This is a genomic window from Desulfuromonas carbonis (assembly GCF_054658035.1).
Window position 1 is genome coordinate 350,193 of sequence record NZ_BAAHXR010000003.1, and the last position, 22,284, is coordinate 372,476.

Annotated in this window: 21 protein-coding genes and 1 tRNA gene; 7 read left to right on the forward strand and 15 right to left on the reverse strand. The window is 66.7% G+C overall.

Features of this window, described 5'->3' with window-relative positions; translation table 11 throughout:
* The first annotated feature begins 58 nt into the window (after positions 1-58).
* Together ACYQ8E_RS08620 and ACYQ8E_RS08625 are read left to right on the forward strand one after the other, a co-directional pair.
* A complete protein-coding gene (locus ACYQ8E_RS08620; protein WP_066728338.1) occupies positions 59-889 on the forward strand; it encodes a carbohydrate deacetylase in 831 nt (276 codons plus the stop codon).
* A complete protein-coding gene (locus ACYQ8E_RS08625) occupies positions 877-1,872 on the forward strand; it encodes a glycosyltransferase (RefSeq protein ID WP_066728339.1) in 996 nt (331 codons plus the stop codon). The genes ACYQ8E_RS08620 and ACYQ8E_RS08625 overlap by 13 nt, the downstream gene beginning before the upstream one ends.
* A gap of 43 nt (positions 1,873-1,915) precedes the next feature.
* On the opposite strand, the gene ACYQ8E_RS08630 is transcribed toward ACYQ8E_RS08625, so the two are convergent.
* The 6 genes from ACYQ8E_RS08630 to aroC all read right to left on the reverse strand — a co-directional run bounded on the left by ACYQ8E_RS08630 (position 1,916) and on the right by aroC (position 8,540).
* Positions 1,916-3,136 carry an ABC transporter permease gene (locus tag ACYQ8E_RS08630; protein ID WP_066728341.1) on the reverse strand — a complete coding sequence of 407 codons (1,221 nt, stop codon included), beginning with the start codon at positions 3,134-3,136 and terminating at the stop codon, positions 1,916-1,918.
* A 177-nt stretch (positions 3,137-3,313) separates the two neighbouring features.
* Positions 3,314-4,564, reverse strand: coding sequence for an ABC transporter permease (locus ACYQ8E_RS08635; protein WP_066728343.1), 1,251 nt, complete (start codon positions 4,562-4,564; stop codon positions 3,314-3,316).
* Positions 4,539-5,222, reverse strand: a complete 684-nt coding sequence (locus tag ACYQ8E_RS08640; RefSeq protein WP_066728345.1) for an ABC transporter ATP-binding protein — start codon at positions 5,220-5,222, stop codon at positions 4,539-4,541. The genes ACYQ8E_RS08635 and ACYQ8E_RS08640 overlap by 26 nt, the downstream gene beginning before the upstream one ends.
* Entirely contained in the window at positions 5,219-6,454 is a 1,236-nt protein-coding gene (locus ACYQ8E_RS08645; RefSeq protein WP_066728346.1) for an efflux RND transporter periplasmic adaptor subunit, read from the reverse strand. The genes ACYQ8E_RS08640 and ACYQ8E_RS08645 overlap by 4 nt, the downstream gene beginning before the upstream one ends.
* 97 nt (positions 6,455-6,551) lie before the next feature.
* Positions 6,552-7,424, reverse strand: coding sequence for an alpha/beta hydrolase (locus ACYQ8E_RS08650; RefSeq protein WP_066728348.1), 873 nt, complete (start codon positions 7,422-7,424; stop codon positions 6,552-6,554).
* A gap of 24 nt (positions 7,425-7,448) precedes the next feature.
* Positions 7,449-8,540 carry a chorismate synthase gene (gene aroC, locus ACYQ8E_RS08655; protein ID WP_066728350.1) on the reverse strand — a complete coding sequence of 364 codons (1,092 nt, stop codon included), beginning with the start codon at positions 8,538-8,540 and terminating at the stop codon, positions 7,449-7,451.
* 215 nt (positions 8,541-8,755) lie between these two features.
* Between aroC and ACYQ8E_RS08660 the strand changes: the two genes are divergently transcribed.
* Both ACYQ8E_RS08660 and ACYQ8E_RS08665 read left to right on the forward strand, forming a co-directional pair.
* Positions 8,756-10,300 (forward strand): 3'-5' exonuclease, encoded by a 1,545-nt coding sequence (locus ACYQ8E_RS08660; RefSeq protein WP_459860657.1) that lies wholly within the window; start codon positions 8,756-8,758, stop codon positions 10,298-10,300.
* Positions 10,301-10,383: 83 nt separating this feature from the next.
* Positions 10,384-10,459, forward strand: a tRNA-Thr gene (locus ACYQ8E_RS08665).
* 121 nt (positions 10,460-10,580) lie between these two features.
* Here ACYQ8E_RS08665 and ACYQ8E_RS08670 read toward each other — a convergent pair.
* Together ACYQ8E_RS08670 and ACYQ8E_RS08675 are read right to left on the reverse strand one after the other, a co-directional pair.
* Positions 10,581-12,245: an L-lactate MFS transporter gene (locus ACYQ8E_RS08670; protein WP_231875344.1), complete on the reverse strand. Its 1,665-nt coding sequence runs from the start codon at positions 12,243-12,245 to the stop codon at positions 10,581-10,583.
* Between the two features lie 412 nt (positions 12,246-12,657).
* Positions 12,658-13,221 carry an elongation factor P gene (locus ACYQ8E_RS08675; RefSeq protein WP_066728354.1) on the reverse strand — a complete coding sequence of 188 codons (564 nt, stop codon included), beginning with the start codon at positions 13,219-13,221 and terminating at the stop codon, positions 12,658-12,660.
* 182 nt (positions 13,222-13,403) lie between these two features.
* On the opposite strand from ACYQ8E_RS08675, the gene efp reads away from it, so the two are divergent.
* From efp to ACYQ8E_RS08690, 3 genes are all read left to right on the forward strand, one after another.
* Positions 13,404-13,967 (forward strand): elongation factor P, encoded by a 564-nt coding sequence (gene efp / locus ACYQ8E_RS08680; protein WP_066728356.1) that lies wholly within the window; start codon positions 13,404-13,406, stop codon positions 13,965-13,967.
* 1 nt (position 13,968) lies between these two features.
* Positions 13,969-14,880 (forward strand): EF-P lysine aminoacylase EpmA, encoded by a 912-nt coding sequence (epmA, locus tag ACYQ8E_RS08685; protein ID WP_459860659.1) that lies wholly within the window; start codon positions 13,969-13,971, stop codon positions 14,878-14,880.
* 96 nt (positions 14,881-14,976) lie between these two features.
* Complete coding sequence (locus tag ACYQ8E_RS08690) at positions 14,977-15,744, forward strand: J domain-containing protein (protein ID WP_066728360.1); 768 nt, start codon at positions 14,977-14,979, stop codon at positions 15,742-15,744.
* Positions 15,745-15,875: 131 nt separating this feature from the next.
* Here ACYQ8E_RS08690 and recQ read toward each other — a convergent pair whose 3' ends face one another.
* From recQ to ACYQ8E_RS08725, 7 genes are all read right to left on the reverse strand, one after another.
* Positions 15,876-17,684 carry a DNA helicase RecQ gene (recQ, locus tag ACYQ8E_RS08695; RefSeq protein ID WP_066728362.1) on the reverse strand — a complete coding sequence of 603 codons (1,809 nt, stop codon included), beginning with the start codon at positions 17,682-17,684 and terminating at the stop codon, positions 15,876-15,878.
* A gap of 72 nt (positions 17,685-17,756) precedes the next feature.
* Entirely contained in the window at positions 17,757-18,800 is a 1,044-nt protein-coding gene (locus tag ACYQ8E_RS08700) for a KamA family radical SAM protein (RefSeq protein ID WP_066728364.1), read from the reverse strand.
* A 107-nt stretch (positions 18,801-18,907) separates the two neighbouring features.
* Positions 18,908-20,482: a B12-binding domain-containing radical SAM protein gene (locus ACYQ8E_RS08705; RefSeq protein ID WP_066728366.1), complete on the reverse strand. Its 1,575-nt coding sequence runs from the start codon at positions 20,480-20,482 to the stop codon at positions 18,908-18,910.
* Between the two features lie 37 nt (positions 20,483-20,519).
* The gene (locus ACYQ8E_RS08710) at positions 20,520-20,939 is read right to left on the reverse strand and encodes a MauE/DoxX family redox-associated membrane protein (RefSeq protein WP_066728368.1); all 420 of its coding nucleotides are present in this window, start codon (positions 20,937-20,939) and stop codon (positions 20,520-20,522) included.
* Positions 20,936-21,427, reverse strand: coding sequence for a rhodanese-like domain-containing protein (locus ACYQ8E_RS08715; protein WP_066728369.1), 492 nt, complete (start codon positions 21,425-21,427; stop codon positions 20,936-20,938). Before ACYQ8E_RS08715 ends, ACYQ8E_RS08710 begins: the two co-directional genes overlap by 4 nt.
* A 7-nt stretch (positions 21,428-21,434) precedes the next feature.
* Complete coding sequence (locus tag ACYQ8E_RS08720; RefSeq protein WP_197463652.1) at positions 21,435-21,626, reverse strand: SlyX family protein; 192 nt, start codon at positions 21,624-21,626, stop codon at positions 21,435-21,437.
* Positions 21,627-21,762: 136 nt separating this feature from the next.
* Complete coding sequence (locus tag ACYQ8E_RS08725; RefSeq protein ID WP_066728370.1) at positions 21,763-22,140, reverse strand: desulfoferrodoxin family protein; 378 nt, start codon at positions 22,138-22,140, stop codon at positions 21,763-21,765.
* Between the last annotated feature and the right edge of the window lie 144 nt (positions 22,141-22,284).

The window sequence follows — 22,284 nt, forward strand, 5'->3', positions numbered from 1 at the left end:
GGCCCTTGCCCCAAAATCCCCCTTGGCTTGCCCGCCGCCCCGGCATAGAATGGCGGCCATGATTCGCCTCATCATCAACGCCGACGACCTCGGCAGCGGCCCAGGACGGGACCGCGGCATCCTGCGCGCCTTTCGCGACGGGGTGGTGACCAGCGCCTCGCTCCTCGCCAACGGCCCGAGCTTTGAGAGTGCCGCCCGCGCCGCACTCGAGGGCGGGCTGCCGGTCGGGGTGCACCTCAACTGCTCCGAAGGCGAGCCCCTGGCCGGGCCGATCGCCGGCCTCACCGACCCCCGCGGCGCCTTCCCCGGCAAGATCGAGCTGCGCCGGCGCCTCGCCGCCGGCACCCTGCCACTGCCGGAACTGCGTCGGGAACTGCGCGCCCAGCTCGAACGCACCCTGGCAACCGGGCTGCGGCCCGACCATCTCGACAGTCACCAGCACTGCGGCCTCTTTCCGGCGATCTGCCGACTGCTGATCGAGCTGGCCAGCGAGTACCGGATCCCGGCGTTGCGCCTGCCGCTGCCGGCGGAACCGGCTGCCGCCGACCCGGCCGGCGAGCTCGGCGCCGAACTCGCCCTCTACCGGCAGCTCGCCCCGGCGGCCTGCGCCAGCATCCGTGCCGCCGGCCTCTTCATCCCCGACGGGCTGTGGGGGATGCCGCTCCTCGACCGCCTCGACCTCGCTGCCCTGACGCGGCTGCTCACGGAGCTGCCCGCCGGGAACTGGGAGCTGATGGTTCACCCCGGCGAGCCCGACCCCGGCCACCCCTTCTCCGGGCCGCAGCGGCTCGCGGAACTGGCCGCCCTCTGCGCCCCCGAGCTGCGCCCGCTGATCGCGAGCCGCGGGATAGAACTGACCAGCTTCGGAGCCTGCGCATGCGCATCCTGATCGTCCTCCCCGAACAGGACCGCGCCACCGGCAACTGGGTCACGGCCGAGCGCTTCGCCCGCGGCCTGCGCGCCGGCGATCACCAGGTGGAGCTCTGCGCCACCCCCCTCGACCCGGCCCCGCTGCGCACTTCCCTCGCCGCCTTTCGTCCCGAGCTGGCGCTGCTGCTGCACGCCTACCGCAGTGGCCGGCCGTGGCGCGAGGCGGGCGGTGCCTGCCCGTTCCTGGTCCTGCTCACCGGCACCGATCTCAACCAGGGGCTTTCCGATCAGGGGCAGAGCGACACGATACGCCGGGTCCTCGGCGCCGCGGCGACGATCCTGCTGCAGAACCCGCTCCTCGTCGCCCGTTTTCAGGCAGAGCTGCCCGAGCTCACCGCGCGTTTGCAACTCTTGCCGGCGGCGGTCGAACCGGGGACCCTCTCCTACCCGCTGCGCGAACGTCACCAGCTCCCCGAAGACCGGCCGCTCCTCCTCTTCCCGGCCGGAATCCGCCCGGTCAAGGGGCAGCGCGAACTGTTGGCGCTGCTCGCCCCCCTGGCCGCGGACCTCCCCCCCTTCCACCTCGCCTGCTGCGGCCCGCTCCTTGATGCCGACTATGGCCGCAGCCTCCTCACCGATCTCGCGGCCGCTCCCTGGGCGGACTACATCGGCATCATCCCGCCCGCGGCGATGGCGGCAGCGCTGCGCCAATCGGACCTTGTCCTCAATCACTCCCGCAGCGAGGGGCTCCCCAACGCCCTGCTCGAAGCGGCCACCCTCGGCGTGCCGATCCTCGCCCGCGCCATCCCCGGCAACGCCGCCGTCGTCACCCCCGGCATCAACGGCCTGCTTTACCGCGACGGTGCCGAATTCGCCGCCCAGCTGCGCCGCCTCCTGGAAGACCCCGCCTACCGCAACACCCTCTCCCGCCCGACCACGGACTACGACCCCGCGCAGGAAGCAGCGCAGCTCGACACCCTCTGCCGACAAAGCATTTCATAGGTCGCATACGACCCATGGGTCCCATCGGACCTATAAAAGCCTTTTACTCGTTTCGCAGAACTTCGAGCACTTCGATGTGGGCCGCCTGCCAGGCCGGATAGGCGCCGGCGGCGAGGCCAAGGAGGAGGGAGCCGAGGAAGGTGCCGGCCATCAGCAGGGGGTCAAAGACCAGGGGCATCTTGGCGAAACGGGTCACCACGACCACCAACCCCTCGGCACAGAGAACGCCGAGGAGACCGCCGATCCCCGCCATCAGCGCCGCTTCGAGGATGAACTGGCGGATGATGTCGAAACGTTTGGCGCCGACGGCGCGGCGAATGCCGATTTCGAGACGGCGGGTGCGCACCAGCAGCACCATGATCGAGAGGATGCCCAGCCCCCCGACGGCGAAGGAGATGGAGGAGCTGATCAGGCCGAGGGTCTGCACCAGGTCGAGGGCCTGTTCCTGGAGCTGGATGGTGTCGCGGGCGGTGACGACGGAAAAGTCCTCGCGCTGGCCGGGACCGATCTGGTGGCGGCGGCGCAGGATCTCGGTGGCGGCGAGCTTGCTCTCCGCCTCGTCCTGCGGCGTGGCGAGCTGGATGTAAACGCCGCTAAGGGTCTCCTGGTTGGCAAAGCGCCGCTGGTAGGTGGAGAGGGGGACCAGGACCTGCTCGTCCTGGTCGCTGCCGACGATGTCGGCCCCCATGGTGGCCAGTACGCCGATCACCCGGACCGGCGCCCTAAACATCAGGACCGTTTCCCCGAGCGCCGCCTCGGGGCGGGGGAAGAGACGGCTGGCAATCTTGGCGCCGAGGACCACCACCCGCTCCTGGGATGCTTCTTCGGCGGCGCTGAAGAAGCGCCCGGCGGCGAGTTGCAGGTTGCGGATATCCGCGTACTCGGGAGTGCTGGCGATGAGCTGGCTTGGCACCTTGGTGTTGCCGTAACGCACCGGCATCGTCGCGTTGACGAAGGGGGCGCCAAGGCGCGCCGCCGGCAGGCCACCGATCAGCGCCCGGGCGTCACCGAGGGTAAAGGTCTTCGCTTCCCCCCGCACCCGGCCGCCGCCGTCGCGGCCGAAGCGCACCTGGCCGGAGCGGGCCATCAGGAGGTTGGTGCCGAGCTTGGCGGTCTCGGCCTCGGCCTTGGCGTACATCGCCTGGGAGATCGACTGCACCCCGGTCAGCGCCAGCGCGCCGAGCAGCACCCCCATCACCGCCAGCGCCGTGCGCAACCGATGGGTCTTGAGGGAGGAGAGGGCGATTTTCAGGCTGAAGAACATAAGGGTCCGTGATTCGTGATTCGTGATTCGTGATTCGTGATTCGTGATTCGTGAATGAATCTCCCCGCAGCAAGCTACGGGGTATCAAAAGTTTAGATTGATCGCTTTCATCGAAGCAAGCTTCGGGGAATTCGACCCACCTGAGATTCAAAATTCAAAATTCAAAATTGCCCCACCTTACAGCCCCTTGAGCGCCGCGATCGGGTCGAGGTTGGCGGCCTGGCGCGCCGGCTTGAGGCCGAAGAGGACGCCGATCGCCACCGCCGCGGCGAGCGCCATGAAGAAGACCTTCCAGGAGAAGAGGATCTCCAGGATCTCAAGCCGCGCCAGCAACTGCCCCATTCCCATGCCGATCGCCATGCCGAGCAGGGCGCCGATCAGGGTCAGGACCACCGCCTCGACCAGGATCTGCCAGAGGATGGCGCTCTTTTTCGCCCCGAGCGCCTTCTTCAGCCCGATCTCCATGGTCCGCTCGGAAACACTGAGGTAGAAGAGGTTGGCGAGGACGAAGCCGCCGACCACGATCGCCACCAGCGCGGTGACGCCGAGAAAGACGACCAGCCCCCCCTTGAACATCGACAGGAACTTGAGGATCTCGTCGGCGGTGAGGATGGTGAAATCGTCCTTGTCTGTCCCTTCGAGCTTGTGCAGGTGGCGCAGCAGGCTGCGCAGGTTGGCGACGTTGGCCGTCATGTTGTCGGTATCGCGGAACTTGACGCGCAGGGCCCGGAAGTACTTGCGATCGAGGTTGAAGCGCTGGGTCAGGGTGGTGATCGGCAGGATGATGCGGTCGTCGATCGAACCGCGCCCCCCCGAGAGGCCGCGGTAGGAGAGGCGGCCGATGATCTGCAGCGGCAACCGGTCGAGGTAGAGGGTGCGCCCGACCGGTGAACTGTCGCCGAAGAGGGCCCGCGCCGGCGTGTCACCGATCAGGCAGACCTTGGCGCCACGCTCGACATCCTCGTTGTCGAAATCGCGCCCTTCCGCCAGCGGCCAGTTCCAGACCTCGGCGTAGCCGGCGGTGGCGCCGACGGCGATGCCGAGGTCGCTGCTGGTCTCCCCGGTCCGGATCGACAGCCCGCCCTTGGCGCGCATCGGCACCACCAGGTAAGCACCGGGGAGCGAGGTGCGGATCGCCCGGGCATCTTCCCAGGAGAGGGTCAGGGTGCGTTGGCCGACGGCCCGGCTCTCGATGTTGCCGCCGATGACGAAGGCGGCGTCGGGACCGAAGAACTTGACTATCTCCAGCGCCTTGCGCTCGGCGCCATCGACGGCGGCGACGATGATCGTCAGCGAGGCGATGCCGAGGGCGACGCCGCAGATGACGAAGGCGCTGCGCAGCTTGTAGGCCCAGAGCGCCTCGCCCGCCATGCGCAGCAGGCGCCCGGGCAGGCGCAGCGCCTCAGGAATTCGCGACCAGGCCGTCATGCAGCACGATCCTCCGCTGCGCCCGGGCGGCGGTCTCCTCGTCGTGGGTGACGAGGATCAGGGTCCGTCCCTGGGCGTGGATGGTGTCGAGGAGCTCGAGGATTTCGACGCTGGTGGTCGAGTCGAGCTGGCCGGTCGGCTCGTCGGCGAGGAGGAGCTGGGGATCGTTGACCAGCGCCCGGGCCAGGGCCACCCGCTGCTGCTGGCCGCCGGAGAGCTGGCTCGGCTTGAAGTGGAGGCGGTCGCCGAGTCCGACCTGGACCAGCAGCTCTTCGGCGCGCTGGCGCAACTGCCGTCCCGGGGTCGGTCCGTAGAGGCCGGGGAGGATGACATTCTCCAGCGCCGAGACGTAGGGGACGAGGTAGAAACTCTGGAAGAGGAAGCCGAGGGTGCGGTTGCGCAGCTCGCTGAGGCGGTCGTCGGGGAGCCCGGCGACATCCTCCCCCTGCAGCAGGTAGCGGCCGCCGCTGGGGCGGTCGAGGAGACCGAGGATGTGCAGCAGGGTCGACTTGCCGGAGCCGGAGGGTCCCTGCAGGGCGACGAATTCGCCCGGGTCGATGTTGAGGCTGATCCCCTTGAGAACGGCGATCTCCTGCTCCCCCTGGCGGTAGCTGCGGACGATCTGGTCGAGGAGGATCAGCGGCGCGGCGTCACTCATGGATTCTTGGCCCTGGCCGGCTTCTGCCCGGGGAGCGAGATCTCCGTCGCCACCTTCTCCCCGGCCTGAAGTCCCGCGGTCATTTCGCTGTGGGTAAGACCGGCGAGACCGAGCTGGGGCGGTACCTGGCGCACCGTGCCGTCCGCCCCCTCGACGAAGATCAGCTGGCGGTCGTCGACCCATTTCAGCGCGGTGTTGGGGACGAGCAGGACATCCTCCTTCTGCGCCACCACGATCTGCACCTGGGTCGTCATCTCCGGGCGCAGTTTTGCCGCCTGCTCGGCGTCGATGGCGACCAGCGCCTGATAGTAGACGATGTTGTCGCGGATCTCCGGTTGCGGGTAGATGGTCTTGATTGTGCCGTGGAAGATCTCGCCGGGGTAGGCGTCGACGCGAAATTCCACCGGCTGCTCCGGGTGGACCTGGCCGACGTCAGTCTCGTCGACATAGACCCACATTTCCAGCCGCGCGGTGTCGAGGACGGTGATCAGGTTGGCGACCTGGAGCCCGGCGACGATCGTCTCCCCCTCCTGGGCGGTAACCTGGCTGACCACCCCGGCGATGGGGCTGTAGATGGTGGTGTAGGAGATGCGGATGCGCAGCGAGTCGGCATTGGCCGCCGCCTGGTCGACGCTGCGCGCCGCCTTGGTACGCACCTCGGCGAACTCCCCCTGCAGGCGCTCGACGGTCGCCGCCGCCGCCCGCACCTGGGCGGCCTGGGCGGTCGCCTTCTGGGCGGCGTTGTCGACCTCGTCGCGGGAGACGAACCCCTCGGCGAGGAGCGACTCGAGGCGACGGGCGTTGGCGGCGAGGTAGTTGGCCTGGCTGACCGCCGCGGCCCGGTTCGCCTCCGCCTCGGCGATCTGCAGCGGATAGACCTTCTCCACCCGGGCCAGTTCGGCGCGGGCGGTGGCGAGGCCAGCTTCGGCTTCGGCGAGCTGGGCGCGCAGCTCACGGTTATCGATGCGGGCGACCAGCTGGCCCTTGGCGACCGGGTCGCCGACCTTGACCAGCATCTTTTCGACGGTACCGGTGGCGCGGGCGCCGATCTTGACGATGGCGCCGACCTGGGACTTGATGATCCCGGTCTCCTCGAGGACCTTGCGCACCGTGCCGCGGGTCACGACTTCGGTCTTGAGAATTTTCAACGGCTTTTCCCGGCCGGCGCTGCGCCACCAGAAGAGGCCGCCAGCGACCGCGAGGATCAGAACCGCGATTATCCATTTTTTCATTGTTTGAACCGTCCTGACTCAGCAGCAGAGGTGGAAAAACGGCGAGACCCCGGGCCGGAAAGGCCAGGAGGTCAGCGCCGGGCGAAGGCCGGAGTCATTATAGCCGGCTGAGATCGGATTGGGAAGGAGGGGCCGGGTTGGCGGCGACCGGCAGGGTCGCCAGGAAACCGTCCCAGGCCTCGCCATAGGCGCGTTCAGCGACGCGGAAGGAATCGCTGTGGCCGGCGCCGGGCATCAGCACCCGCTGTTTCGGCTGCGGCGCCCGTGCATAGAGGCGCGCCGACATCTCCGCCGGCACGATCGGATCCTTTGACCCCTGGATGATCAGCAGCGGCACCCGCAACTGCTCGATTTTGGCCAGGTTGTCGTAGGCGCTCCCCAGGAGCCAGGAGCCGAAGAGGGTGTAGGAGACCGGGCGCAGCCGGCGGGCGATATCGCGCAGCGAGGTGAAGGCGCTCTCCAGCACCAGCCCCGCCGGCGGCTGCTCCAGGGCCATCTGCAGGGCGATGGCGGCGCCGAGGGAGCGGCCGAAATAGACCATCTGCGCCGGCTGCCAGCCGCGCCCTTCGAGGTAGGCGAGGGCGCCGCGGGCATCGACATAGAGGTCGCTCTCGGCCATGGCCGCGCCAGCGCTGTTACCGTAACCCCGGTAGTCGAAGATGAATACCGGCAGCCCGAGCCGGGCATGAAAGTAGTCGAGGATATCGAGCCGGTAGGAGATGTTGGCGGCGTTACCGTGGCAGTAGAAGAGGAGCGGCCCCGGGCGGCGCCCCGGGAGATACCAGCCATGGAGCGACAGCCCGTCGCTGGTCGGGAACCAGACCTCTTCAAAGGCGAGCCCGACCTCGGTGGGGAGCCCGCGACTGTCGCTGCTGGCGTTGAAGATATAGCGGACCCCGTTGCTGCAGCCGGTCAGGGGGGCGAAGAGGAGGAGGATAAGGAGCAGGGTCGCTGGCAATCGCTGGTACATGGTCCTCCCCCTGTTTCCGGCCGCTCAGAAGTGACCGGCCCGGGCCCGCTGGATCAGCAGCAGGTCGATCAGGGTCAGCGCGGCCATCGCTTCGACGATCGGCACCGCCCGCGGCACGACGCAGGGATCGTGGCGTCCCTTCGCTTCGAGGGTGACCTCGTTGCCGTCGAGATCGACGGTCTGCTGGGCCAGGCCAATGGTCGCCACCGGCTTGAAGGCGACGCGGAAAGAGATCGGCTCGCCGTTGCTGATTCCCCCCTGGACCCCGCCGCTGTGGTTGGTGAGGGTGCCAAGACGGCCGCCGCTGCGCACCACGAAGGGGTCGTTGTGCTGGGAGCCGCGCAGGCGGGTGCCGGCAAAGCCGGAGCCGAACTCGAACCCCTTGCTCGCCGGCAGCGACAGCATCGACTGGGCGAGGAGCGCCTCCAGCTTGCCGAAGACCGGCTCGCCGAGACCGGCCGGGACATGGCGACAGACGCAGGAGACCACCCCGCCGATCGAATCCTGCGCCGCCCGCACGGCGACAATCTCCTCTTCCATCGCCGCGGCCGTGGCCGCATCGGGACAGCGCACCGGGTTCGCATCGACCTGGCTGCGGGTCAGAAGGAAGGGGTCGGCGGCGGGAGCCTCGACGGCACCGACGGCGCTGACCCAGGCGACGATTTCGATGCCGTGGGTTTCGCGCAGGTATTTTTCGGCAATGGCGCCAGCGGCGACGCGGCCGATCGTCTCCCGGGCGCTCGCCCGGCCGCCCCCACTGGCGGCACGGATGCCATATTTCATCTGGTAGGTATAGTCGGCATGGGACGGGCGCGGCACCTGCAGCGTCTCGCCGTAGTCGCCGGGGCGCTGGTCGAGATTGGGGACCAGCATGCCGATCGGCGTGCCGAGGGTGCGATCGAACTCGACGCCGGAGAGGATCTTGACCTGATCCGCCTCGCTGCGATCGGTGGAGAGCTTGCTCTGCCCCGGCCGGCGCCGGTCGAGCTGGACCTGGATATCCTCCCGGCGCAGCTCCATGCCGGGCGGGCAGCCATCGACCACCACTCCGACCGCCGGGCAATGGGATTCGCCGAAGGTGGCGATTTTGAACAGGGTACCGAAACTGCTCGACATGATGCATCCTCCTGAAAACCGCTGGGGGCACGGCACCGGGTCGCACCCGGGAAAGGGCTATCTTAGTGGAGATTGGCACGCGGGTCACCTGATTTTTCACCCGCCACCCCCCATGACCGGTCGGCAGTCCTCAAAGGCGTGGACAAAATAATGGATTCCCCTATGCTTATAGGAAAGAATCTGATCGCAACCTCTTCCTGCTGGTGATACCTCCCATGACCCTGAACCCGGCCCTGAAATACTGGATCTTCCTCGCCGGCATCGTCGCCGCCATCTTCACCGTGATCCTCGGCAGCTTCACCGTCTCCTGGTACAGTCTCGACAACGCCGAGAAAGCCCTGGTCCAGGAACTCGCCGGCAAACTGCTCCCCTTCCCCTTTCTCGGCGCCATCCTCCTCGTCGTCATCATCGGCACCCTGATCAGCCTCCTCTTCAGCTACTACATTATTCCGATCCTGCAACTCGCCGAGCAGGCCCGGCTGATCACCACCGTCAACCTCAGCTACCGCATTCCGCCGGAAGGCGCCCGCGAAATCCGTTACTTGAGTTCGGTCCTCAACGATTCGGCCGACGCCTTCCAGCGCCTGCAGCAGGAAGTCGACGGGCGGATTGCGGCTGCCCAGGCCGCGCTGCAGGAGGAACATAACCGCCTCGCCGCCCTGATGTCCGAGCTGCCGAGCGGGGTGCTGGTCTGCAACAGCGCCGGCCAGATTCTCCTCTACAACCAGCAGGCGCAGAACCTGCTGCAGCGCAAATCGGGGATGGGAAACCTCGCCGGCGCCTGGATCGGCCTCGGTCGCTCCATTTTCGGTGCTCTCGAGCGCGGACCGATTGCCGCCGGCCTCGAAGCCCATCAGCTCGCCGCGCGGGAAGGCCACCAGCTGCCGGCCACGACCTTTCCGACCACCCTCCCCGACGGCACCGCGCTGCGCGTCAAACTGGCGCCGGTCTTCCATCCCGGCGCAGCACGAACCAAACTCGACAGCTTTGTCCTCACCCTGGAAGAGCTGGACCGCAACAGAGCGGCCGATGACCTCGCAGCGCCGCCGCCGGTCCTGCCTGCCAGCAGCCCGGCACCGGCGCTGCAAGCCAATGTCGAAGCCCGCCCGGTCTTCTATGAATTCGACCTCTTTCGTCAGCCGCCCGGAGAGGAAGTCGGGCAGCAGTCGCTGCGGGATGTGACCTATGTTGTCTTCGACACCGAGACGACCGGCCTTGATCCGAGCGCCGGGGACGAAGTGATCCAGCTCGGCGCCATCCGGGTCGTCAAGGGACGGCTCCTCCTCGACGAGACCATCGACCAGCTCATCGATCCCCAGCGCTCGGTGCCGGCCAGCTCGGTAGCGATCCACGGCATCGCCCCGGAACTGCTGATCGGCCAGCCGACCATCGAGGAGATCCTGCCCCTCTTCAAGACCTTTGCCGAGGGGGCGGTCCTGGTCGCCCACAACGCCGCCTTTGACATGCGCTTCCTCAACCTCCATCAGACCCGCACCGGCATCGTCTTTAGGCAGCCGGTCCTCGACACCCTGCTCCTCTCCTCCATTGTCCACCCGACCCTGGGGAGCCACTCCCTCGACGCCATTGCCGAGCGCTTCGACATTCCCATCGTCGGCCGCCACACTGCGCTGGGCGATGCCATCGTCACCGCCGAGGTCCTGCTCAAGCTGATCCCCCTCCTCGAAGCGATCGGCATCCGCACCCTTGAAGAGGCCCTCGCCGCCGAGGCCCGCTCCCCCTATGCCCGCATCCAGACCTGAGAGGGGAGGCCCCGGAATCGAGTTGACAAGGCGGGGGCTTTACGATAAAAACAGGAGCCTCACGCCCCACCAAAAATCTGATTGCCGCCCTAGCTCAGCTGGTAGAGCAACTGATTCGTAATCAGTAGGTCGTCGGTTCAAATCCGATGGGCGGCTCCAGTAACCAAAGAAGGGCTGCACAAAAAGGTGCAGCCCTTCTTTGGTTTTGACGAATTCGGCCCAAGCAGAAAGGCCCCGCGTTGCCGCGGGGCCTTTGCTTGTTACAGGGTGCCGGTCAGGATTACTGGCTGACCTTCTGCAGCACCATGTCCTCTTCCTCGACACCGATAGCGCTCGGCTCTTCGGCGGTAACCGCGACCTTCTTGGTGCGCAGCGAGAGGGACATCATCGCGCCGACCAGGAGCAGGACGCCGGCGACGGCGAAGGTGGTGTTGACGCTGCCGGTCTTGACCTTGAGCATCTCGGCGATCCGAACCAGCAGCAGGCCGCCCATCCCCCAGGCGGAGAAGAGGATGCCGTAGTTCATGCCGAAGTTCTTCATCCCCCAGTAGTCCTTGGCGAAGGAGGGGAAGAGGGCGAGATTGGTGCCGTAGTTGAAGACCATGAAGGTCACCAGCAGACCGACGAGCAGCGGGTTCCCCTTGCCGGCCAGCCCGGGGATGGCGAGGAACATCAGGATTGCCTGGAAAACCAGCATGAAGGTCAGGGTGTTGGCGCGGCCGACCTTGTCGGAGACGACCCCGGCGACGAGGCGCCCGGCGGCGTTGCCGACCGCCATGATGGCGACGACCAGGAAGGCCATCTCGCCCATGCTCGCCTTGGCGAGGCCCTTGGCGCTACCGATGACCATCAGGCCGGCGCCGGCGCCGATGAAGTAGCAGAGCCAGAGGGTGTAGAACTTGACGTCGGCAAAGAGTTTCGACGGCGGGACGTCGACAACTTTTTTGGCCGGGGCCTTGTTGGTGGAGGTGGTGGCGGCGTCAACCGAGAAACCGGCCGGCGGGTTGGAGATCAGCAGCGCCAGGCTGCAGACGATGACGGTGAAGGCGATGCCGAAGACGAGCATCGCTTTCTGCATGCCGTAGGCGGTGAGCAGGTAAGTGGCGAGGGGGGCGATGTAGACCGAGGCAAGACCGAAACCGGAGACGACGATCCCGGCGATGAGGCCGGTCTTGGCCGGAGAGAACCACTTGAGCGCAGGCGGGGTCGCCGCCGAGTAGCCGAACCCCATGCCGCCACCGGCGAGGACGCCGAAACCGGCGACCCAGGCCCAGTAGCTGGTGGTCTGGGAAATCCAGACAAAGCCGGTGCCGACCAGCAGACCGCCGATGATGCAGGTGATCTTGGGACCGAACTTGTCCTGCACCTTGCCGGCGAGGATCATCGCCGCGGCGAAGATCAGGCAGCAGACCGCATAGGGGTCGTTGATCGAAGCCGGATCCCAGTTGAAGGCGCCGGGGCCGCCTGCCTTGATCGAATCGCTGATCGCCGACTTGAAGATGCTCCAGGCATAGAGAATGCCGAGGGCGAGATTGATCCCGGTACCTGCCAGGGTGACGGTCCAGCCACGGTTCTTGATCGGTTCTGCGCTCATTGTTGCCTCCTTGGGTTGCTGAAAGTTCTCGTGATAATGGGCAGTGACATAGCGAAGCCGGTAGGGAAGCGGCCATTTCTTGCGGAAGGTGATGGCGACCGGACGATCAGCGCGGTGCGGAGCGGCTGGCGGGTGGCCCTGGGAGGCGGCAATCGGCAGCTCCCGCGGCGCCTCCTCTTTCCCCCCTTCCGCAGCGACCTGCGGAAAGCGGCTGGCCAGCTCCTGGAACTTGGAACAGTCCCCAAACCGGCACTGGCAGAAGGCGACGATCATCTTGACGTCGTGCGGCGAGATGTACCCGCAGCCGACATCACAGTAATCCTCGTTCTTGCGAAAAAATGGGCAGATCATGCTGGTAGCCCCCGCGGCGCCCCCGGACCATTCCGGGTTGGCAAATCCTCTGCCGGGACTAAGAGCAACCGCCATACCAACGTTTTGAATTTTTTTTAAATGATTTTTTTATCGTTTAAAAACGGATACTTGAGAGATTTTCCCAGGGCAGGTTCGCAGTCCCCGGCAAGGGGCGGTTTTTGCATTCGTGCAAATCGAAACGGGGAGGACAGAACGGTTTTTCGGGGGGGGGCGAAGTAGGCGAAAAGCCCGCGAAGGTGCCGGGAGTGGGACTTTACGCTGGCATCACGGCTGCGGATGCGGCTGCTTCGCAATGCTGCGATGAGGGGTTGGCGGCTTTTTGCAGAAATGCAAAAAAATCGGGCCGCCCGAACGGCGGCCCGAAAATCTACGGTAGCGAACTGTTAGCGGGTCAGGCGCGGGAGACGAAGCGGCACTCGCGGGTATCGACCTTGATCGTCTCCCCCGACTCGAGGTAGCCGGGGACCTGCAGGCGCAGGCCGGTCTCGAGCACCGCCTCCTTGGTCTGGGCGGTGGCGGTGGCGTTCTTGATCGCCGGGGCGGTTTCAGTAACGGTCAGCTCGACGGTCATCGGCGGATCGACGCTGACCACCTGCCCCTGGAAGACGCCGAGCTGGACGTCGGCTCCCTCAAGGAGAAAGCCCTGGATCGGTTCGAAGAGCTCGGGGCCGAGCTCGTACTGTTCGTAGTTCTCCAGATCCATGAAAACCCCGCCGTCGCCGGACGGATAGAGGTACTGCCCCTTGCGGCGCTCGAAATCGGCCTCGTCGGCCTTGTCGCCGGCCTTGAAGGTCTTCTCCAGCACCTGCGCGGTGAGCAGGTTGCGGTATTTGACCTTGACCAGGGTATTGCCGCCGCGGGCGGAGGGGGACTGGGTGGTATGATCGAGGATCAGGCAGGGAGCGCCATCGAGCTTGATGACGAGGCCCCGTTTGAAATCGGCGGTGGTGATCATGAACGGCTCCTTGGGGATCGGGCTGATGCTGCAACCGCGCGACTCTAGCACAGAAAGTGGTCGCGAGACAATCGCCCTGCAGTGAATTTTTCGGTGACAAGAGTCCCGCCCCTATGGTTAAATGCCACGTTTCGCTTTTCCAGACTTCCGGCGCCGCGGCGCACGCTCAAGGAGAATCGTCCATGTACACCTGTTCCGATCTGAAAAAGGGCCTCAAGCTGATGGTCGAAGGCGAACCTCACGTCATCGTCCAGTACGACTTCACCAAGCCCGGCAAGGGCCAGGCCCTCTACAAGTGCAAGCTGCGCAACATGATCACCGGCAGCCTCTTCGACCGCACCTACCGCTCCGGCGAGACCTTCGAGCCGGCGGCGCTGGAGGACCGCGACATGCAGTTCCTCTACCAGGACGAGTCGGGCTACGTCTTCATGGACACCAAGAACTACGAGCAGGTGACCCTGAGCGAAGAGACCCTCGGCGACGACCGGCTGCTGATCAAGGAGAACATGGAGGTCGACATCCTCATGTTCAACGGCGCCGGCATCGGCATCACCCTCCCCAACTTCGTCAACCTGCGCGTCACCCAGGCCGACCCCTGGGTCAAGGGGGATACCGCCGCCGGCAACAACAAGCCGGCCACCGTGGAAACCGGCTACACCCTGGCGGTACCCTCCTTCGTCGAAGAGGGGGACCTGATCCAGATCGACACCCGCAACGGCCAGTACGTCACCCGCGTCAAGGAATAGGATGGAGCCGAACTGGGGCCTGGCCCGCAAGCGGCAGCACCTCGAACAGCGGGCCCGGATCGTTCAAGCGATCCGGGCCTTCTTTGTCGCCGCCGGTTTTCTCGAGGTCGAGACCCCGCACCTCCTCCCCGGCAACGCCCCGGAGCTGCACATCGATCCGGTCGCCGCCGGCGACGGCTTTTTGCACACCTCGCCCGAACTCTGCATGAAGCGGCTGCTGGCGGCCGGCTACCGGCAGATTTTCCAGCTCTGCCGCTGCTGGCGCCGGGGGGAACGGGGCGCCCGCCACCTCCCCGAATACACCATGCTCGAATGGTACCGCAGCGGCTGCGACTACCACACCCTGATGGGCGACTGCGAAGAACTCCTCGCCTTCCTGGTGCCGAGCGGATCCTTGCGCTGGCAGGGGGAAGAGATCGACCTGGCGGCGCCCTTTGAGCGGCTGACGGTGCGGGAGGCCTTCGCCCGCCACGCCGCCGGCTCCCTCGACCGGGCCCTGGCCGAGGGCCGCTTCGACGAAGTGATGGCGCTGGAGATCGAACCGCACCTCGGTCGCAGGCGACCGACCTTCCTCTATGAATACCCCGCCGCCTGCGCCGCCCTGGCACGAAAAAAGTCCGGCGCCCCGCAACTCGCCGAACGCTTCGAGCTCTACATCGCCGGTCTCGAGCTCGCCAACGCCTTCTCCGAGCTGACCGACCCGGACGAGCAGCGCCAGCGCTTTGTGCGCGAGGAGGATGCGCGGCGCCGGATGGGCAAGGCTCCGGTTCCCCTGCCGGAGAAATTCCTTGCCGAACTCGGCGCCCTCGACAGCGCCGCCGGCATCGCCCTGGGGGTCGACCGGCTGGTGATGCTGCTGACCGACGCGGCCACCATCGACGCGGTGGTTGCCTTCACCCCGGAGGATCTCTAGGCGGCGGTCGGTTAGCGGTTGTCTTCTTCCCCCCGCCTGGTGTAAAAAAACGGGGAAAGGTTTCCCTTCCCCCGAGCGATTGACGGTCCCTTTTTTATGCAGCTTCCCCCTGAAGCGAACCTGCTGAACGCCTGTCGCCTCCTCTTCGGCGACGAGGTCGACCTGTGCGGCGAATTCCTCGCCTACCTCCAGCCCGACGGCGCCCGCTCGGCCTACCGGGCCCGGGCCAAGGAACAGCATCCGGACCGGTTCGCCGGCCAGCCGGCGGCGATCCGCCGCCGCCAGACCGAACGTTTCCAGGAACTGACCCGCGCCTACCAGCTGCTGCGCAGCTATTTCCTGCAGCGGGAGAGCAGCAGTGGCGCTCCCGGCCACCGTCACGGCGGCAGCTACCGTCCACCGGCCCCTCCCAACCCGGTGCGGAGCAGTTGCTACCCCCACCCCCGGGTACCGGACACCCATCTCGAATTCGGACTCTTTCTCTTCCACCGCGGCAAGATCACCTACCAGGAGCTGATTGCCGCCCTCCTCTGGCAGCGCCGTCAACGCCCCGACATCGGCAGCATTGCCCGGCGCTGGGGGTGGCTCGACGCGGCCCGCATCGAGCGCGTCCTCCAGGACCGCAGCCCCGGCCGTCGCTTCGGCAACCGCGCCATCCAGCTCGGCTATCTCAACCCGACCCAGGTCCAGGTGCTGCTTCGTTACCAGCAGACCCTGCAGCAGCGTCTCGGCCAGTATTTTGTCGAACGGGGCCTGCTCGAAACGGAAGAGGTGGAGCAGTTGGCCGCGGAGCTCAAGGAGCACAACCTGCGCGTCGCCGGCCGGGCGCGCCAGCAGCGCTGGCGCGCCTCCGCCACCCGCTGAGAGCTGCCAACCGGACATCCCTCATCCCTCATCCCTCATCCCTCATCCCTCATCCCTCATCCCTCATCACTCATCACTCATCACTCATCACTCATCACTCATCACTCATCACTCATCGCTCATCGCTCTTTTCACCCCCGTCCCGCCAGGTAGCTGCGAATCTCCTCCAGAAACTCCCCGCCGAATTTCTGCAACTTGAGCTTGCCGACGCCGGTGACGCCGAGGAGCGCCTGCGGACTCTCTGGCAGGTAGGCCGCCATTTCGACCAGGGTCACATCGCTGAAGATGACGTAGGGCGGCACCCCGGCATCGTCGGCCAGACGCTTGCGCAGCGCCCGCAGATTGTCGAAGAGGGCCTCGTCGTAAGTAAGGTCCGAAGCGACCTTGCGGGCCGGTTTTTTCTGCGCAGCCACCTTCAGGCGCGGCTTGGCCAGGGTCAGGCGCGCCTCGCCGCGCAGCAGCGGCCGCGCCGCCTCGGTCAGTTTCAGCACTGAGTAGTTGGCGACGTCCTGGCGCAGGTAGCCTAGATGGATCAGCTGGAGGATCAGCCCGCTCCAGGCTTCGGCCGGCTGATCGGCGCCGAGGCCGTAGGTGGAGAGCCGGTCGTGCCCGAGCTCCTGGATCCGCTGGGAGGCGGCGCCGCGCAGCACCTCGACGACGTGACCGACGCCGAAGCGCTGGCCGACCCGGTAGACGCAGGAGAGGGCCTTCTGGGCATCGATGGTGGCGTCGTAGCTCTCCGGAGGAGAGTCGCAGACATCGCAGTTGCCGCAGTCCTCGGCGAGGTGCTCGCCAAAATAGCCGAGCAGCACCCGACGCCGGCAGTTCTGCGCTTCGGCAAAACCGACCATGGCGTTCAACTTGTGGAGCTCGACCCGCTTCTGCTCCGGGTTCCCTCCCCGCTCGATCAGACCGCGGGCGATGGCGACATCGCCGTAGCCAAAGAGGAGCAGCGCCTCGCTCGGCAGCCCGTCGCGGCCGGCACGACCGGTCTCCTGGTAGTAGCTTTCGATATTCTTCGGCAGGTCGTAGTGGACGACAAAACGCACGTTCGGCTTGTCGATCCCCATGCCGAAAGCGACCGTCGCCACGACGATCTGCAAATCGTCGCGCAGAAAGGCCTCCTGCACCCGCCGCCGTTCCGCATCCGGGAGTCCGGCATGGTAGGCGGCCGCCCTGATCCCTGCCGCCGCCAGCTTGCTGGCGACTTCCTCGACCCGCTTGCGGGAGAGGGCGTAGACGATGCCGGCCTCCCCGCGCCGCCCTTTCAGAAAGGCCTGCAGCTGGGCGAAGGGTTTCTGCTTGTCGACAACGTGGTAGCGGATGTTGGGGCGGTCGAAACCGGCGATGAAGATCCGGGCCTGGCGCAGCTGCAGCCGGTCGAGGATATCGCCGCGGGTCTGGGGGTCGGCGGTGGCGGTGAGGGCGAGGAGCGGAATGCCGGGAAAGTCCCGGCGCAAACGGCCGAGCTGGATATACTCGGGGCGGAAGTCGTGCCCCCACTGGGAGACGCAGTGGGCCTCGTCGATGGCGAAGAGGGCGATCGGCACCTCCTGCAGTCGCGCCAGGAACTCTTCGCTCAGCAGTCGCTCGGGGGCGAGATAGAGAAGGTCGAGCTGACCGGCATGGAGCTTGGCGAGGACCTGCTTCGCCTCGGCGCTCTTCAGCGAGGAGTTGTAAAAGGCGGCGCGCACGCCGTTGGCGAGCAGGGCGTCGACCTGGTCCTTCATCAGTGAGATCAGCGGCGAGACGACAATCCCCACCCCCGGCCGACAGAGCGCCGGAATCTGGTAGCAAAGGGACTTGCCGCCGCCGGTCGGCATCAGGACGAAAGCATCCTCACCGGCGATCAGGGTGCGGATGATCTCTTCCTGGTAGGGGCGGAAGGTGCCGTAGCCGAAGATCGACTGCAGCACCTCGGCAGCTTGCGGTTGGTTCATTTCCCCTCCAATGGTTTCAGGCAGTGGCATAGGTCCTATAGGACCCATGGGTCCCATGGGACAGATAACACCCTAATCGACCTCATTGGGATACTCTACCGTCCCGCCGCTGGCAGTCCGCAGCAGCAAAGTCTCCCCCATGGCCTTGATCGTCTCCGGCAGCAGCGGCACCTTCCCCTTGCCGCCGGGGAGGTCGATGACGTAGTGGGGGATCGCCAGCCCGGTCACCTGGCCGCGCAGGGCGCGCATGATCTCCAGACCGGTCTCGACCCGGGTGCGGAAGTGCCCGGTGCCGGCGACCAGGTCCATCTGGTGCAGGTAGTAGGGGCGGACCCGGATCTGCAACAGCCCGCGCAGCAGTTCGAGCATCGTCTGCGCATCGTCGTTGACCCCCTTGAGCAGCACGGTCTGGTTGCCGAGAGGAACGCCGGCAGCGGCGAGCTTCCGGCAGGCCTCGGCAGCCGCCGGGGTCAGTTCCCGCGGATGGTTGAAGTGGGTGTTGAGGTAGAGGGGATGATGGCGGCGCAGCAGGTTGCAGAGATTGTCGGTGACCCGCTCGGGGAGGGTCACCGGCACCCGGCTGCCGATACGGATCATCTCGACATGGGGAATCTTCTGCAGGCGGCCGAGCACTTCGCCGAGCAGACCGTCTGAAAGGAGGAGCGGGTCGCCACCGGAGAGGAGGACATCGCGGATCGCAGGGGTCCGTTCGATGTAGGCGATGCCGTCGAGGAGCGCCCCGAAGGAGAGCAGGGCCGCGGCGCAGCCAACCTTGCGCTTGCGGGTGCAGAAGCGGCAGTAGAGGGCGCAGCTATTCCCGGCCAGCAGCAGCGCCCGGTCGGGATAGCGATGGACCACCGCCGGAACCGGCGCCTGCGCCTCCTCGGCGAGAGGGTCGTCGACCAGCCCCATGGCGTCAAGCTCGCGCAGGTCAGGGACGCATTGGCGCCAGAGGGGATCATCCGGCCCCTGCAGCAGCGCCAGGTAATGGGGGGTGATGCGCAGCGGGTAGCGCGCCGCCACCCGCGCCAGGGGCGCCGGGTCGAGACCGAAGCGGGTGGCGAGAAGAGCGGGGTCGGTGAGGCTCTGCTGCAGTTGTTGCTGCCAAAGTTCCATGAAAGGCCTTAAGTGCTTTTTATAGGTCCTATACGACCCATAGGTCCCATGGGACCCATGCCGGCACCAAGGTGCCGGAAAGGCCCGACTCTACCACAAGCGGCCGTTCAGTGTCGACCCGCCCCGATGAAGAAGGGGGCATGGTTGGAGGTGAACCAGGGGGGGGTGCGGGCGGCGATGGCGCGGATCGCCGGTGCGGCAAGGAGGCGCTTGGCGAGGAAGCGGCGGGCGGCGGCCCGGCCCCAGCCGCCATCGCTGAGCGGCCGGTAGAGACCGAGCGGTTCCTCCTGCCACTCGGCGCCGGGAAACTCACCGCCGAAGTCGGCAGCCCGCGGCAGGTTCATGATCGCCAGGTTGAGAAAGTCGATACAGTCCGCGTGTTCTTCGAGAAAGACGAGGGTCGATTCGGCCTCGGCCGCGGTCTCCTCGGGAGTCCCGAGCAGGATGTAGACGTAGGTGGCGATGCCGGCGGCGTGCAGATGGTGCAGGATGCGGGATGCAACAGCGAGATCGGTCCCCTTGTGCAGGCGCTCGAGAACCGGCTGGGCACCACTTTCGAGCCCGAGCTGCAGCATGCGGCACCCCGCTCGCGCGAGACCGGCAACCAGGTCCGGGTCATCGAGCACGCCCTCGAAACGGGCGAAGCCATGCCAGGAGAGGCCGGCCAGCGGCTCCGCCGCTGCGGCGAGGGCACGCAGCGTCGCTGGCGGCAGGGCGTTGTCGGTAAAGTGGAAACGCCGCACCCGATAGGCCGCCGCCAGTTGCACCAGCAGCTTCGGCACCTCCCCGGGGGGGAAGGCCCGATAAGGCTGGGTCGGGGTGGTCGCCTCGGGGCAGAAGCGGCAGCGCGCCCAGTAACAGCCGCGGCTGGCGGTCAGCTGAAGCACCGGTTCCGGCGCCAGGTAGGCGGCCGGGTCGGCAAAGGAATAGTCGGGGACAAAATGATTGACCGGCGCCGGGGTGGGGAGCGGGGCACCGGCGGGATTGCCAGCCAGGGCGACCAGGCTCGCTTCGCCGGGACCGGTTACGAGATGATCGAAGGGGAAAAGCCCCTGTCCCCGCTGGCGCAGCGGCTGCGCCCAACTCGAGATCAGGCCGCCGCCGGCGACCAGCTGCACCTGCGGCAGCGCCCGCCGCAGCAGGCCGGCAAGCTCGAAGGCGGGGAGCGCCTGGTGGCGGTAGTTGATGGTGACGGCGATGATCCGCGGCTGCAGGGCAAGCACCCGCGGCAGGAGCTCCTGTTCGAAGTAGGCGCGGAACAGGGTAGATTCGGCCCCCGCTGCCAGCCGCTCCAGGTCGGCGGGCCGAAAGGGGGAGAGGCGCTGGTGGACATAATCGCCGAGGCTGAGCCGTTCCTCGGCCCCGCCGGCAGCGCCGAGGGCGCGATTGAGGTCCTCGACGGCGCTGCGATAGCGGGCCAAAGAGTCGCCCGCCCGGGGGGAGCGGAGCAGGGCCAGAGCGCGGGGGAGATGGGCGATAGCGCGACGCAGGGCGGTCGCGGGCGCCGCGCCGGCAGCAAGAGCGAGCCGCTCCGGGGTCAGCAGCCAGAGGCAGGCATCGAGGTTGGCGTCGATCGCCGCTGCAGTGATGCCCGCGCTACGCAGGTGACCGAGCAGGATCGCCGTCGCCAGGGGCGGCTCGGCCGGTTTGGCGGCAGGCGGATGGAGCAGAAGGATGTCCATAGGTGTCGGAAAATCCGCAGCAGACAGCAGGCAACCTTCAGCGCCCGGGCGCGGGCCGCAGGTGATAGCTGAAGTGGGCCAGGGCGAGAATGCCGAGATCGCGCAGCAGCGCCAGCCACAGCGGCGTGGCGGCACCGCCGCCGAAGCAGCCGCAGTCGATCTCCAGGCCGCGCAGCATCGCGGAAAGGATGGCGCCGATGAAGACCAGTGTCAGCAGGGCGAGGAGCAGGGCGGCGCCGCGCACATTGCGCCCGAGCAGGAGGAGGGCGCCGGCGAGGACTTCGACATAGGGGAGGGTCGCCGCAACCAGGTAGTTGAAGGCGTAGGGGAGGAGCTGGTAGGCGGCCAGGTCGCGGGCGAAGGCGGTGACATCCTGCCCCTTGACGAGCCCGGCATAGAGAAAGAGGCCACCGAGGAGGAGGCGGCAACCGTGATAAGCGAGGCGGCGGAGATTCATGGCGCCCCTCCCGTCGTCACCGGCAGCCCCGCGTCCTGCCAGGCGGGGAAACCGCCCTCGAAGACCAGCACGTTGCGGTACCCTGCCTCCAGCAGCCGCACGGCCAGATCGTAGGAGTCGGGGCAGCCGTAGCCGCTGCAATAGACCACCAGCCGCGTCGTCACCGGAACGGCAACCTGGAAAGCCGGCAGCGCCTGGTCGATATCGGCAAGGGGAAGCGAGCGCGCTCCGGAAATATGGCCGGCGGCGAAGAGCTCGGGGATGCGGGCATCGATCGCCAGCGCCCCGTCGCGCAGCGCCTCCTGCACCCCGGCGAGGTCGACGGGGGCCGGGTAGCGGACCACCGCCTCGACCGCGGTCGGCGCCGCCTGCAGGCGACCGGCAAAGGCATCGAGGATCAGCCGATAATTGACCGAGAGACCGATCAGGACGCCGACGGCGAAAATCACCAGGCTCTCGAGCAGGTCACGATTCAGTCGTTCATACATGAGGACGTCACTCGTCGGGCGATTCGATCAGGTCCGGACCCATGTTGCGCAGCGTGTCGCGTAACCGCCGCCCCTCCCGCTCCAGTGCCTCGATACGCCGGTAGCACCCCAGCAGTTCGCCACTCAACTCTTCGAGTTGCAGGGAGATATGGGAAAAGCGGATTTCCAGTTCGGTCAAACGTCTGTCCTTATCAGTCACGGCCGGCTCCTTTGGCAACGGGGCAACACTAGCAGAAGCCGGCGGCGGACGCAATCGCTGCCGCGCCCCGGATTGGGACCGGCCACAAAAAAAGCCCGCACCAGGCGGGCCTTTCGCTAACAGGGGAGCAGTGCGATCAGCTGACGCTGACCTCCTTGACCGCCTCCCAGACCCCATGCAGGTTGCAGCGGGCGAAGGCGCGCAGGGTTACCTTGGGGAGCCCGTGGGGGATGACGACTTCGGCCTTGAGGATCGGCCGGGTGGTCACCGCGGTGAGGCTGAGGCGCGCCAGGAAGACATAGTTGGCATAGAGGTCGATCCACTCGATGAAGTGCCCCGGCTCGTTGGGATGGGCGAGGAGCTTGCCGATCTCGACGGTGACGGTGGCCGCCTCACCGGCCTTGAGCTGCTCCGGTGCGGTGATGACGGGGGTATGCTTTTTTTCCAGGTCGGTCAGGCTGGCGGGATCCTTGGGGTGGTTGACCTGGCAGAAGAAACTCGATTCAAGACTCATTGGCTGGGTATCCTTTCTGGAAAGCGATTGTTATTTCGGCTGCGGACAATCGGGTAGCATGTTAACCACCTTCCCCAGGGGATGCAAGCTATTCATGACCTTTTTTGTCTTTTTCCCGGACGAGCTGTTTGCATTATTGGCCGA